General features: G+C 71.4%; 12 protein-coding genes. 9 read left to right on the top strand and 3 right to left on the bottom strand.

Going from position 1 to position 12,561, the window contains the following annotated elements; all coding sequences use genetic code 11:
- Positions 1-10 precede the first annotated feature (10 nt).
- From RM704_RS30700 to RM704_RS30690, 3 genes are read right to left on the bottom strand one after another with little or no spacing between them, the layout of a single operon-like run.
- Positions 11-937 carry a carbohydrate ABC transporter permease gene (locus RM704_RS30700; RefSeq protein ID WP_078937575.1) on the bottom strand — a complete coding sequence of 309 codons (927 nt, stop codon included), beginning with the start codon at positions 935-937 and terminating at the stop codon, positions 11-13.
- 2 nt (positions 938-939) lie between these two features.
- Positions 940-1,860, bottom strand: coding sequence for a carbohydrate ABC transporter permease (locus RM704_RS30695; protein WP_033532476.1), 921 nt, complete (start codon positions 1,858-1,860; stop codon positions 940-942).
- 59 nt (positions 1,861-1,919) lie between these two features.
- Positions 1,920-3,269: an ABC transporter substrate-binding protein gene (locus tag RM704_RS30690; protein WP_033532382.1), complete on the bottom strand. Its 1,350-nt coding sequence runs from the start codon at positions 3,267-3,269 to the stop codon at positions 1,920-1,922.
- Between the two features lie 178 nt (positions 3,270-3,447).
- Here RM704_RS30690 and RM704_RS30685 point away from each other — a divergent pair, with 178 nt between their 5' ends.
- The 9 genes from RM704_RS30685 (at position 3,448) to RM704_RS30645 (ending at position 12,466) form a co-directional block, all read left to right on the top strand.
- Positions 3,448-4,191 (top strand): SDR family NAD(P)-dependent oxidoreductase, encoded by a 744-nt coding sequence (locus RM704_RS30685; RefSeq protein WP_033532383.1) that lies wholly within the window; start codon positions 3,448-3,450, stop codon positions 4,189-4,191.
- A gap of 67 nt (positions 4,192-4,258) precedes the next feature.
- Positions 4,259-5,047 (top strand): FadR/GntR family transcriptional regulator, encoded by a 789-nt coding sequence (locus RM704_RS30680; protein ID WP_311591401.1) that lies wholly within the window; start codon positions 4,259-4,261, stop codon positions 5,045-5,047.
- Positions 5,044-6,189 (top strand): galactonate dehydratase, encoded by a 1,146-nt coding sequence (gene dgoD, locus RM704_RS30675; RefSeq protein ID WP_033532477.1) that lies wholly within the window; start codon positions 5,044-5,046, stop codon positions 6,187-6,189. Before RM704_RS30680 ends, dgoD begins: the two co-directional genes overlap by 4 nt.
- A gap of 71 nt (positions 6,190-6,260) precedes the next feature.
- Entirely contained in the window at positions 6,261-6,881 is a 621-nt protein-coding gene (locus RM704_RS30670; RefSeq protein WP_033532384.1) for a bifunctional 4-hydroxy-2-oxoglutarate aldolase/2-dehydro-3-deoxy-phosphogluconate aldolase, read from the top strand.
- A gap of 41 nt (positions 6,882-6,922) precedes the next feature.
- Entirely contained in the window at positions 6,923-7,843 is a 921-nt protein-coding gene (locus tag RM704_RS30665) for a sugar kinase (RefSeq protein WP_052146608.1), read from the top strand.
- A gap of 14 nt (positions 7,844-7,857) precedes the next feature.
- A complete protein-coding gene (locus tag RM704_RS30660; RefSeq protein WP_033532386.1) occupies positions 7,858-8,763 on the top strand; it encodes an SMP-30/gluconolactonase/LRE family protein in 906 nt (301 codons plus the stop codon).
- A 182-nt stretch (positions 8,764-8,945) separates the two neighbouring features.
- Complete coding sequence (gene dctA, locus RM704_RS30655; protein WP_033532387.1) at positions 8,946-10,373, top strand: C4-dicarboxylate transporter DctA; 1,428 nt, start codon at positions 8,946-8,948, stop codon at positions 10,371-10,373.
- On the top strand, positions 10,373-11,524 hold the full coding sequence (locus RM704_RS30650; protein ID WP_033532388.1) for a glycerate kinase: 1,152 nt from the start codon (positions 10,373-10,375) through the stop codon (positions 11,522-11,524). Before dctA ends, RM704_RS30650 begins: the two co-directional genes overlap by 1 nt.
- A gap of 42 nt (positions 11,525-11,566) precedes the next feature.
- Positions 11,567-12,466: a LysR family transcriptional regulator gene (locus tag RM704_RS30645; protein WP_033532389.1), complete on the top strand. Its 900-nt coding sequence runs from the start codon at positions 11,567-11,569 to the stop codon at positions 12,464-12,466.
- Positions 12,467-12,561: the final 95 nt, after the last annotated feature.

Genomic DNA, 12,561 nt, shown 5'->3' with positions numbered 1-12,561 from the left:
CTCCCCTCGCTCAGCCCTTGACGCTGCCCTGGGTCAGGCCGGAACGCCAGTAGCGCTGGAGGACGAGCATCGCGGCGGCCAGCGGGAGGATCGACAGGAACGCGCCGCCGATCGTGAGCTGGTAGAGCTCGGGATTGCGGTCGGCCGCCGACTGCCAGGTCGTCAGGCCCAGGGTGATCGGGTACTTGCGGTCGTCGGAGAGCATGACCAGCGGCAGGAAGTAGTTGTTCCAGATGCCGACGAACTGGAAGAGGAAGACGGTCACCAGCGCGGGCGTCATGGTGCGCAGCACGAGGGTGCCGAAGATCCGCCACTCGCCGGCGCCGTCGACGCGTGCCGCCTCCAGCATCTCGACGGGCACCGCCGCCTCGGCGTAGATACGGCACAGGTACACCCCGAACGGACTGACCACGCTGGGGATCAGCACGGCCCAGTAGGTGTTGGCCAGACCCACCTTGCTGAACAGCAGGTACAAGGGGAGCGCGAGCGCGGTGCTGGGCAGCAGCACACCGGCGAGCACGACCCTGAAGACCGTCTCGCGTCCGCGGAAGCGGTACACGGCCAGGGCGTACCCGGCGGCGCACGCGAGCAGGGTCGCCAGCGCGCCGCCGACCCCCGCGTACAGGAAGCTGTTCCACGTCCAGCTCCAGAACACGCCGTCGTCGTAGGAGAAGGCCTGGGACAGGTTGTGCAGCCACTGCGGGTCGGAGAACCACAGGCCGAAACTGCCGAAGAGGTCGGCACCGCTCTTGGTGGAGGCCACCAGCAGCCAGTAGACGGGCAGCAGGAAGTAGAGCGCCGCGACGGTCAGCAGCGCGACGAGCAGGATCCGCGAGGGCTTCACGCCACGGCGCGGCGTGCCGGCCCGGCGTCCTGTGGCGGCCCGTGGAGTTCGGGCGGCGGCGGCCGTCGGCTTCCTGACGTCGGGTGTGGACACGCTCACCGTGCATCCCTTCCCTTCCCGCGGTTCACCAGGCTGAGGAAGCCGAAGGACAGCACGCTCGCGACGAGGGCGAGGATCACCGACTCGGCTGCGGCGAGGTAGATGTTGTTGTTGGCGAACGCCTCGTTGTAGGCGCTCAGGTTCGGTGTGTACGAACTGGTGACCGACGAGGTCAGCGGCTTGATGACGAGCGGCTCGGCGAAGAGCTGCAGCGTGCCGATGATGGAGAAGACACCGGTGAGGACGAGGGCGGGCCGGGCCAGGGGCAGCTTGATCCGGATCGCCGTCTGCCACGCACCGGCCCCGTCGATGCGCGCGGCCTCGTAGAGCTCCTGCGGGATCGCCTTGAGCTGGGCGACGATCACCAGCATGTTGTAGCCGGCGAACTCCCAGATCACGATGTTGGCGATGGACCACAGCACGCTGTCGTAGCCGAGGAAGTCGGGCGCGAGGCCGACCCTGCCGAGCAGATCGACGACCGGACTCACGCCCGGTACGTACAAGAAGCCCCACAGGATCGAGGCGATGACGCCGGGGACGCCGTACGGCAGGAAGTAGGCGGCCCGCAGGATTCCCGCCCAGCGGTGGGAGAGCGTGTCGAGGGCCAGTGCCAGCGCGGTGGCCAGCAGCAGCATCAGGGGGATCTGCACGATGCCGAAGAGCAGCACCCGCGCGAAGCTCTCCAGGAAGGCCGACTGCTGCAGGGCGAGGGAGTAGTTGTCCAGCCCGGCGAAGCCGACGGTGGCCGGACCCAGGCCCAGCGGCCCGGAGCGGACCGGCTTGAGCACGCTCTGGTAGACGGCGTAGCCGAGCGGGAGGACGAAGGTGAACAGGAAGAGGGCGACGAAGGGGAGGAGGAACGTCCATGCCGCCCGGTCCGGACGCGCGGACCGCCGGCAGCCCGGTGTCGGTTTCATCGTCCGGCTCTCCGTCCGGTTCTCCACCCGGTTCTTCGTCCGGCTGATCGCGGTGCTCATCACGCGCTCCTCGCCTTGAGTCCCTTGGCCAGCAGGTTGTCCACGGTGTTCTTCTGAGCGCCGGCCAGCGTCGCGGCGAGGGAACCGCCTCCGGCTATGGCCGCACCGAAGGCATCGCCGAACTGGGCGAAGTCGGCGTCCGTGGTGGGGGACCACTTCCAGGAGGTGTCGATGGCCCGGTCGGAGACGGTGAACACGTCGTTGTACCGCTGGCCGCCGAAGAACGGGTCGGGCTTGTCGAGTGCCGATCCGCGGAAGACGCCGGTGGCGGCGGGCCAGCCGTAGCCGACCGAGATGTTCAGATCCACGGCCTCGGGGTCGGTGTTGACCCAGTGCGCGAACCGCAGCGCCTCACGCGGGTGGCGGGTGCCCTGGAGGATGGCGGTGGACGATCCGCCCCAGTTGGCGGAGGCGTTGTCCCCCCGGGTCCACTGCGGCAGGGGAGCGACCCGCCACTTCCCCTTGGTGCCCGGGGCGTTGCTGCGCAGCATCGCGTCGCCCCACTGGGGGCCGACCCAGGCGGAGATCTGTCCGGTCTGGACCTGCCTGAACCAGGCGCTGGACATGTCGGGCCCGACGAACACGAGGTCGTCGCGGACCATCCGCTCCCAGAAGTCGGCCACCTCACGTGAGAGGTCGCTGTTCATGTCGACGATCCAGTCGTCGCCCTCGGTCCGTATCCAGCGCGCACCGCGCTGCCAGCACATCGCGGCGAACCAGCTCGGCTGGTTGGGCGCGAACGTGCACAGCCGGGCGCCGCCGCCGCGGGCCTTGACCACGCGGGCGGCCTGTTCGAACTCGGCCCAGGTGGCGGGCGCCTCGATGCCCCACTTCTCGAAGAGGTCCTTGCGGTAGAAGAGGCCCATCGGGCCCGACGCCTGCGGGATGGTACGGACCCGCCCGTCGAAGACGCCCTGGTTCCACTGCCACGGCACGTAGCTGTCGCGCAGCTCGTCGGCACCGTACGCGCTCAGGTCCGTCAGGCCGTTGACCAGCATGAAGCCGGGAAGCTCGTGGTACTCGACCTGCGCCAGGTCCGGCGGGTTCCCGGCCGTCAGCGAGGCGTGCATCTTCTGGTAGCCGCCCTGCACGTTCTGGGGGATGGTCTGCATCTCGACGTGGATGTCGGGGTGCGTCCGGTTCCACAGGTCGACGGTCTTCTGCATCGGCACCCAGGTCCAGAAGACGAGTCTCACCTTCTGTCCGGGGCGGGTGGCCGCCTGCCGGGTCGTACGGGCGGCTCCCACGGTCTGACCGCAGGCGGTGAGAGCGGGAAGCGCGGCAAGTGCTCCGGTCGCCCCGGCGCCCCATCGGAGCACCGTCCTCCGCGAGGGTGGTGAGCTGTTCATGTGTGTCCCTTGTGTCCCTTGTGGCTTCTTCCGCGGCTCGCTCGTGCGGCAATGCCGGTCAGTCTTGGAGCGGCATCGCCACGCCGTCAAGATATATTCATAATTAATTGAAAGAGCTATGGTGGTGTCGTCAGCAGGCACCAGACGGGAGACGCGCACGATGACGGAGTGCCGCAGGATGGCGGGACGCGTGGCGGTGATCACCGGCGCCGCGCACGGGATAGGCGCGGCCACGGCGCGAAGGCTCGCCGACGAGGGCGCGACCGTCGTGGTCACGGACGTGGACGACACGGCGGGCAAGACGCTCACCGCGGGCATCGAGGACGTCGGCGGCCGGGCGGAGTACGTACGGTGCGATGTGACCTCGGCCGCCGACTGGGCGAACCTGGCCCGCCACGTCGACGAGCGGCACGGGCGGCTGGACGTGCTGCACAGCAACGCCTTCGCCCAACTCAACAAGCCCGCCCACGAGTTGAGCGAGGCCGAGTGGGACGGTCAGATGGCCGTACTGCTGAAGCCGGCCTGGCGCGGGATGAAGACCTTCGCGGCCATGCTGCGCGAGGCGTCGGGATCCGTCGTCCTCACCTCCTCGGTACACGCCGTCATGGGCCTGCCGGGCCACGCCGCCTACGCCGCCGCGAAGGGCGCGCTGTGCTCGCTGGGTCGGCAACTGGCTGTCGAGTACGGGCCGGACATCCGGGTCAACACGGTGCTGCCCGGCCCCATCCTCACCGCGGCCTGGGACGGCATCCCGGAGTCCGAGCGGGCGCGCAGCGTGGCGGCCACGGCGACGAAGCGGTTCGGGCGGCCGGAGGAGGTCGCCTCGGCGGTCGCGTTCCTGGCATCGGCGGACGCCTCCTACGTGACCGGAGCGAGCCTGGTGGTCGATGGAGGATGGAGCGTCATGAAGGAGTCCTCGTGAGCGGGGCGTCCTGCGCGGCAAGCCGTACGCGGCATCCGCGAACAGCGACGGAACGGAAACGGAGAACGTGGTGACTCATCCCGGTAGGGGGCTGCACGGCCAGGCGGTGGAGGAGCTGGGCCGGCGCATCATCCGCGGCGACTACCCCCCGGGCTCCGTGGTGGACCCCGTCAAGTTCGAGACCGAGCTGGGCGTCAGCAAGACGGTCGTGCGCGAGGCGCTGCGCGTGCTGGCGTCCAAGGGCCTGCTGGAGTCGAAGCAGAAACGCGGGACGATCATCCGGCCCCGCGCCGACTGGAACCTGCTCGACAGCGACCTGCTGCGCTGGCAGGGCAGCAGCGCCCCCACCGACGGCTTCCTGGAGGACCTCGCCGAGGTCCGCGCGATAGTCGAGCCCGCCGGAGCCCGGCTCGCCGCGGCCCGCCGTACCCCCGCCGACCTGGACGCGCTGCGGCGGGCGCTCGACGCGATGGCGGCCGCCGGGACGGACGCGGACGCGATGGTCGAGGCGGACCTGGCCTTCCACCGCGCCCTGTTGGACTCCGCGCACAACGAACTGCTCAGCCGGATGGAGGTCGTCATCGAGGCCGGTCTGCGGGTCCGTGACCGCATCGTGCACGGCGCCCGGCACTTCTCCGACTCCATCCCCGTGCACCGGGAACTGCTGGCGGCGGTCGAGGCGGGCGATCCGGACGCGGCGGTGGCCGCCGTCGAGTCACTGCTCGCGCAGGCCTCCCAGGACCTGGCGGCCGTACAGGCACAGGAAGACCTCGACGACGAAGACGCCGACGACGACGAAGACCACGACGACCACGACGACCTCGCGACCGACCCGCTCCCCGAGGAATCCCCTTGAAGATAACCGGACTTGAGACGTTCCTGGTGGCCCCGCGCTGGCTGTTCCTGCGCGTCGCCACCGACGAGGGCGTCACCGGCTGGGGCGAGCCCGTGATCGAGGGCCGCGCCGAGACCGTACGCGCCGCGGTCCACGAACTGGCCGACTACCTCGTCGGCCGGGACCCGCTGCGCATCGAGGACCACTGGCAGGTGCTCACCAAGGGCGGCTTCTACCGGGGCGGCCCCATCCTCTCCAGCGCCGTCGCCGGCATCGACCAGGCCCTGTGGGACATCGCCGGCAAGACCTACGGCCTCCCGGTGCACCGCCTCCTCGGCGGCCCCGTACGCGACCGCGTCCGGATGTACGCCTGGATCGGCGGCGACCGCCCCGGCGATGTCGCCGAGTTGGCCGAGGAGCAGATGAAGGCGGGCTTCACCGCCGTGAAGATGAACGCCTCGGCCGAACTCGCCCCGATCGACACCCCGGCACGCACCGCCGAGGTCGTCGAACGCGTCGCCGCCGTCCGTGAGGTGCTGGGCGACGAGCGGGACATCGCCGTCGACTTCCACGGCCGGGCCTCCACCGCCATGTCACGCCGTCTGCTGCCCCTGCTCGAACCACTGCACCCGCTGTTCGTCGAGGAACCCGTCGCACCGGAACACTCGGGCCACCTGCGCAGCCTGGTGGAGTCCACGAGCGTCCCGCTCGCCACCGGCGAACGCCTGTACTCCCGCTGGGACTTCCGCGAGGTCATGACCAGCGGCATCGCCGTCGCCCAGCCCGACCTCTCGCACGCCGGCGGCATCTCCGAGGTCCGCCGCATCGCCGCCATGGCCGAGACGTACGACGTCGCCCTGGCCCCGCACTGCCCCCTCGGCCCGATCGCCCTGGCCGCGAGCCTGCAGATCGCCTTCTCCGTGCCGAACTTCCTCATCCAGGAACAGAGCATGGGCATCCACTACAACCAGCGGTGCGACCTGCTGGAGTACGTGATGGACCCCGAACCCTTCCGCTTCCAGGACGGATACGCCGTCGCCGCCTCCCGCCCCGGCCTCGGCGTCGACATCGACGAGAAGGCGGTACGCCGCGCCGCCGAGACCGGACACCGCTGGCGCAACCCCGTATGGCGGGGAGCGGACGGGGCGTTCACCGAGTGGTGAGCACCCCCGGGCACCCGATGGTGAGCACCATCAGGCCCGCACACCCCGAACACAAGGAGAAACCCGCTCCCATGAACCTGGTGGAATCGCTTCGCGCCCACCGCCTGTTGGCGATCGTCCGCGGCAAGGACCCCGCCGCGGCCCTGCGCACCGTACACACGCTCGCCGAGGAGGGCGTCGCGGCCATCGAGGTCTCCCTGACCACGGCCGACGCCCTGACCGTCATCCGGCAGGCCCGCGCCGAACTCGGCCCCGACGCATTCCTCGGCGCCGGAACCGTGCGCTCGCCGGCGGACGCGGCCCGCGCCGTGGACGCCGGTGCGTCGTACCTCGTCACCCCGGCACTGGTCGACGGACTGGAGCCCTACGGCATACCCGTACTGATGGGAGCCCTGACGCCGACCGAGATCGAACTCGCCCTCGCACGAGGCGCCGCCGCGATCAAACTCTTCCCCGGCACCCTGGGCGGCCCCGGTTACCTGCGGGCCCTGCGCGGCCCCTTCCCCGAGGTGCCCTTCGTGCCCGTCGGCGGAGTGGACGCTCAGGCGGCCCGCGACTACCTGGACCGGGGCGCCCTCGCCGTCGGCGTCGGCTCCCCCCTCGTCGGGGACGCGGCCGACGGCGGCGACCTCAATCAACTCCGGTCCCGGGCGGCCGAGTTCCGCAAGGTTGCCGCCGGAGGGAGGCCGTGACGCGATCCATTGCACCCGAGGTCGTGACCTTCGGCGAGACGATGGCGGCGCTCAGGGCTCCCGGCGCGCTGCGGCTCGGCGGCACCCTCGGCCTGTCCGTGGCGGGCGCCGAGTCCAACGTCGCGATCGGCCTCGCCCGGCTCGGCCACCGGGTGCGCTGGGCCGGCCGGGTCGGTGCGGACGAACTCGGCGCGCTCGTACTGCGCACCCTGCGTGCCGAGGGCGTCGACATCGACCACGCGGGCACCGACGACACCGGCCGCCCCACGGGACTGCTGCTCACCGAACTCCGCCTGGGCACGCTCACGCGCGTCAGCTACTACCGCGCCGGTTCCGCCGGTTCGGCCGTCACAGCGGCCGACGTCCTGCCCGCACTGGCCCCCGAGACCCGCGTCCTGCACCTGACCGGCATCACACCGGCGCTGAGCCCGTCGGCGGCCGAGGCCGTCCTGGCCGCCGCCACCGCGGCCCACGAGGCCGGCGTCACCGTATGCCTCGACGTCAACTACCGCTCCCGGCTGTGGACCGCCGACCGCGCCCGCACCGCGCTCCGGCCGCTGCTGTCCCGCACCGACCTGCTCATCGCCTCCGAGGACGAACTGCCGCTGGTGCTGGAACGACCTGGCGCGGACGAACCGGAGGCCGTACGCGGCGTTCTGGCGGAAGGGGTCGGAGAGGTCGTCGTCAAGCGTGGCGCGAGCGGCGCGACCGCCTTCACCGCGGAGGGGGCGACCGACCGTGCGGCGATACAGGTCGGCGCCGTCGACCTGGTCGGCGCGGGCGACGCCTTCGTGGCCGGATACCTGTCCGCACTCCTCGACGGCGCGGACATACCGGCCCGGCTGCACCGAGCCGTCACCACCGCGGCCTTCACCGTGGCCACCCGGGGCGACTGGGAGGGACTTCCTACACGGGACGAACTCGGCCTGCTCGACCAGCCCGACGGCACCACCATCCGCTGACCCGGGAGAGGGACATGACATCAACGGCACCGTCGGCGGCGCTCGTCGTGGAGGGAGCGTACGAACTCGCCGAGGGCGGCCGCTGGTTCGACGGCCGGTATGTGTACGTCGACATCCTCAGCGGACGGCTCTTGGAACTGCGCGACGCCCGTGACGCCCGTGACGCCCGTGACGCCACCGGGCCGACCGAACTCGCCCGTCTCGACGTGCCGTTGGGCGCCGTCGCGCCGGTCCACGGCCGGCCGGACACCTGGATCGCCGCCGCGGGCACCGGCATCGCGCTGCTCACCCCCGACGGCGCCCTGGAGTGGCTGGACCGCCCCGAGGACCGCACCCCGGTCCCCAGCCGGATGAACGACGGCGTCGCCGACCCCGCCGGGCGCTTCTGGGCCGGCAGCATGGCCTACGACGGCACCCCCGGGGCGGGCTCGCTCTACCGCACGGACCCCGACGGCACGGTGGTCCGCGTCCTCGACGGCCTGACCATCGCCAACGGCCCGGCGTTCACCGCCGACGGCACCACCATGTACCTCGCCGACACGGCCGCCGGCACCGTCCTGCGCTGCCGGGTCGACCCCGTCTCGGGCGACCTCACCGGCGGCACGGAAACCTTCGCCCGACTGCGTGACGGCGAGGGCGGCCCCGACGGAATGACCGTCGACGAGGAGGGCTGTCTGTGGGTCGCGCTGTGGGGCGCCGGGGCGGTCCGCCGCTACCGTCCCGACGGCCGCCTGCTCCGCACCCTGGCCGTCCCCGCCCCGCACCCCACGTCGGTGTGCCTGCACCCCGACGACAACCGCCTCTTCGTCACCACGGCCCGGTACGGGGTGCGGAACCCGACGGCGACCTCCGGCGCGGTACTCGGCATCCCGGCGCCGGCCAGGGGAACGGCAGGCTGCTCCTGGCGGGGTCGGCTCTGATCGGATCCATGCGAGGCAGGGGCGCGTGACAAGGGCCTGTGGCTTGCGCCGGTACTGATAGGCCACGCCTATACGGGGCATCGATTTTTGGTCGTGGACCCCCCATCTGTGCCCCGGTTCACTGTGGCGAAAGTCGGCGCGGTACCGATCGGGCTCGGTACCGCGCGATCAGGGAGGCCGCAATGACGCATACCCCGGGCATCGGACGAGCCGAGCAGGCCGCGCGTATCTCGGCGAAGCCGTGGTACCGGCAGTTGTACATCCAGGTACTGGTGGCGATCGTGATCGGCATCGTGCTGGGCTGGAAGTGGCCGGACCTGGCCACCGCCATGGAGCCGATCGGCACGACGTTCATCACCGCGATGAAGATGCTGATCGGCCCGATCGTCTTCCTGACGATCATCGGCGGCATAGCCGGAGTCGCCGACCTGAAGAAGGTCGGACGCACCGGCATCAAGGCGCTGACCTACTTCCAGGTCGGCACCATCGTCGCCCTGCTCACCGGTCTCGTGGCGATCAACCTCTTCCGGCTCGGCGACGGAGTGCACGCCGACCCGTCGACGCTCCAGACCTCGGGCGACGCGAGCCAGTACATCGAGAAGGGCGAGCACCAGCACTGGTGGGAGTTCCTCACCAACCTCGTGCCGAACAGCTTCTTCGGTCCGTTCGTCGAGGGTGACATCCTCCAGGTGATCTTCCTGGCCGTGATCTTCGGCATCGCGCTGAAGGTGGTGGGGAAGACGGGCGAGCCGATCATCGCGGCCGTGGGGCGGCTGACCGAGGTCGTCTTCAAGGTCCTCTCCTTCGTCATGCAGGCCGCGCCGCTGGGCGCCTTCGGCGCGATGGCGTACGCCATCGGGAAGTTCGGTCTGTCCACGCTGACCAGCCTCGGCTCGCTGATCCTCCTCTTCTACGTCACCTCCGCGCTGTTCGTCGTGGTCGTGCTCGGCGGCGTGCTCGCCCTGTACGTGCGGCTGAACATCTTCCAGCTCTTCCGCTACCTGAAGGAGGAGTTCTGGCTGATCCTCGGCACCTCCACCGCCGAGCCCGCGCTGCCCGGACTGATGCGCAAGATGCAGTTCATGGGGGCGGAGCGGTCCACGGTCGGACTGGTGGTGCCGACCGGCTACAGCTTCAATCTCGACGGCGCGGCGATCTACCTCTCGCTGGCCACCCTCTACATCGCCCAGGCCACCGACACCTCCCTGTCCATCGGGCAGCAACTCGGGCTGCTGGCCGTCATGTTGCTCACCTCCAAGGGCGCGGCAGGCGTCGCGGGCGGTGGTTTCATCGCGCTCACCGCGACGTTGTCGACGGTCGGTACCGTCCCGGCCGCGGGCATCATGCTCATCTTCGGCATCGACAAGTTCATGTCGGAGTGCCGGGCGCTGGTGAACTTCTTCGGCAACGCCGTGGCCACCCTGTTCATCGCCAGGTGGGAGAACGGCCTGGACCTGGAGAGGGCCCGGCTGGTGCTGGCCGGCAAGGCGGGCGAGCCGCCCCTGACCACCGAAGCCGAAGAGGTCACGGAGCCTGACGACGTCCGGCCGGTCGCCGCGGCCTCCGCCCCGCAGACCGCCCAGGTGACGACCGCCCAGGTGACGCCCTGATGGTGTCCGTACTGATCGCCCCGGACAAGTTCAAGGGCTCCCTCAGCGCCGAGGAGGTCGCCCGCGCACTGGAACGCGGGCTGTTGGAGGCCGCCCCCCTGACCCGGGTCGTCCGACTCCCGTTGGCGGACGGGGGAGAGGGGAGCGTGGCCGCCGCCTGCGCGGGCCGGTTCAGCCCCGAGAAGATCACGGTGACCGGGCCGACCGGCCGGCCCGTCACGGCCGAGGTGGCGGTGCGCGGACGGACCGTCCTCATCGAGGCGGCGGCCATCTGCGGACTGGGCGTGCTGCCGGGCGGACGGAAGGCGCCCCTCACGGCCACCAGCCGAGGCATCGGCCAGGCCCTGCGGTGCGCGCTGGCCGGCGAGGCGGACACGATCGTCCTCGCGCTCGGCGGGGTCGCCACCACCGACGGCGGCGCGGGCCTGCTGCAGTCCCTCGGCGCGACGCTGGCCGGGGAGGACGGCACACCGATCGGCCCGGGCGGCGCGGGACTCGCCGCTCTCCGCACGGTCCACCTCGCCGAGGCCCGCGCGGCCTTGGCGGGAGTCGACCTCGTCCTCGCCACCGACGTGGACAACCCGCTGCTCGGGGCGGCGGGCGCGGCCGCCGTCTACGGCCCCCAGAAGGGGGCGACCGCGAACGAGGTGCGGGAACTGGACGACGCGCTCGCCGGCTTCGTACGGCGGCTGGAGGCGGCGGACGTCGCAGGGGCGGCAGGTCTCGCCGAAGTCCCCGGTGCCGGGGCGGCCGGCGGGCTCGGGTATGCGGGGATGCTGCTGGGCGGTCGGGTGCGGTCGGGGGCCGACCACTTCCTCACCCTGCTCGGTGCCGACGAACTCCTGGCCGGGAGCGACTTCGTGGTCACCGGCGAAGGCAGCCTCGACGAGCAGTCCCTGTCGGGCAAGCTGCCGGTCGCCCTCGCCCGGCGGGCCCGTCGGCAGGGCACACCGGTGCACGCGGTGGCCGGCCGCTGCACCCTTCCCGCCGACCGGACCGCTGCCCACTTCCGCTCCGTCCAGGCCCTGACGGACCTGACCGACCAGGACTGCGCGAACGACAGCGCCCTGTCGGCGCGACTGCTCGCCCAGTGCGGGCGGACGCTCGCCGACCGCTGGATCGGACGCGGAGACACGGAAACCGACAGGTAGGCTCGCTCCGCCCGTCGTACCAGCACAGAGCGGGGAGACGCCGTGGACGCCCGGCAACTGGAGTACTTCCTCGCCATCGTCGAGCACGGCGGTTTCAGCAAGGCCGCCGCCGCCCTCCACGTGGCCCAGCCGTCGCTGTCCCAGGCGATGGCGAACCTGGAGGCCGACCTCGGGGTGGCCCTCTTCCACCGGGTGGGACGGGGCGTCGTCCTGAGTGACGCCGGTGCGGAACTGCTGGAGCCGAGCCGGCGCGTGCTGCGGGACCTGGCAGCCGTACGGGACACCGCGGCCGCGCTCGCCGGACTGCACGGCGGCAGCGTCGAGGTCGCCACCATGCCCTCGCCCGGCATCGAACCGCTCACCACCCTCATCCACCGCTTCACCGAACTGCATCCGTCGGTGACGGTGAGCACCCAGGCCGCCTTCACTCCGGACGAGGTCGTCTCCCTGGTGCGCAGCGGCGCCTGCGAACTGGGCCTGCTGGGCAGCGCCGCCCCTGTGCACCCCTCCGGGCTCGACGTCCTGCATGTCGAGGACCAGCCGTTCGTCGTCGTCGCCGCACCCGGCGGGACGATCGAGGACGACGTCACGATCCGGCCCGAGGACCTGGCCGGCCAGAAGCTCATCGCCTCCCGGACCGGCAGCCTGATGCGCAGCATCGTGGACGACATCACCGCGGACGGCACCGGAACGGAGATCGTGACGGTCGTCGACCACCGCACATCGATCCTGCCGCTGGTCCTCACCGGGGTGGGCGTCGCGGTCCTGCCCTCCTCCTGGACCCGTCTGGCCCGCCGTTGCGGTGCCGTGGTCGCCCCCATCGAGCCGACCGCCCACCTCCACGTGGCGATGGTCAGCCTGCCCGCGCACCTCACCCCGGCCGCGCGGGCGTTCCTCGCTCTCACCGGGTCGCTGGCGGAACGCCGGGCACGCCCCGCCTGACGCGGGACCGATGGGCAACGCCCCGCCTGACGCGGGACCGATCGGCCACGCCTATACGTCGTATCGAAAGCGGGTCTTGGACGCGCTGTGACCTC

The sequence above is a fragment of the Streptomyces gottesmaniae genome (genome assembly GCF_031845845.1).
Taxonomy (GTDB): domain Bacteria; phylum Actinomycetota; class Actinomycetes; order Streptomycetales; family Streptomycetaceae; genus Streptomyces; species Streptomyces akebiae.
This window is presented reverse-complemented; position numbering and strand designations above follow the sequence as displayed.

Excerpts from the sequence above, each read along its gene's own strand:
- RM704_RS30685 (WP_033532383.1), top strand. The coding sequence starts at position 3,448 with ATGGCGGGACGCGTGGCGGTGATCACCGGCGCCGCGCACGGGATAGGC.
- RM704_RS30690 (WP_033532382.1), bottom strand. The coding sequence starts at position 3,269 with ATGAACAGCTCACCACCCTCGCGGAGGACGGTGCTCCGATGGGGCGCC.
- RM704_RS30650 (WP_033532388.1), top strand. The coding sequence starts at position 10,373 with ATGGTGTCCGTACTGATCGCCCCGGACAAGTTCAAGGGCTCCCTCAGC.
- RM704_RS30695 (WP_033532476.1), bottom strand. The coding sequence starts at position 1,860 with ATGAAACCGACACCGGGCTGCCGGCGGTCCGCGCGTCCGGACCGGGCG.
- RM704_RS30665 (WP_052146608.1), top strand. The coding sequence starts at position 6,923 with ATGGCGGCGCTCAGGGCTCCCGGCGCGCTGCGGCTCGGCGGCACCCTC.
- RM704_RS30670 (WP_033532384.1), top strand. The coding sequence starts at position 6,261 with ATGAACCTGGTGGAATCGCTTCGCGCCCACCGCCTGTTGGCGATCGTC.
- dctA (WP_033532387.1), top strand. The coding sequence starts at position 8,946 with ATGACGCATACCCCGGGCATCGGACGAGCCGAGCAGGCCGCGCGTATC.
- RM704_RS30660 (WP_033532386.1), top strand. The coding sequence starts at position 7,858 with ATGACATCAACGGCACCGTCGGCGGCGCTCGTCGTGGAGGGAGCGTAC.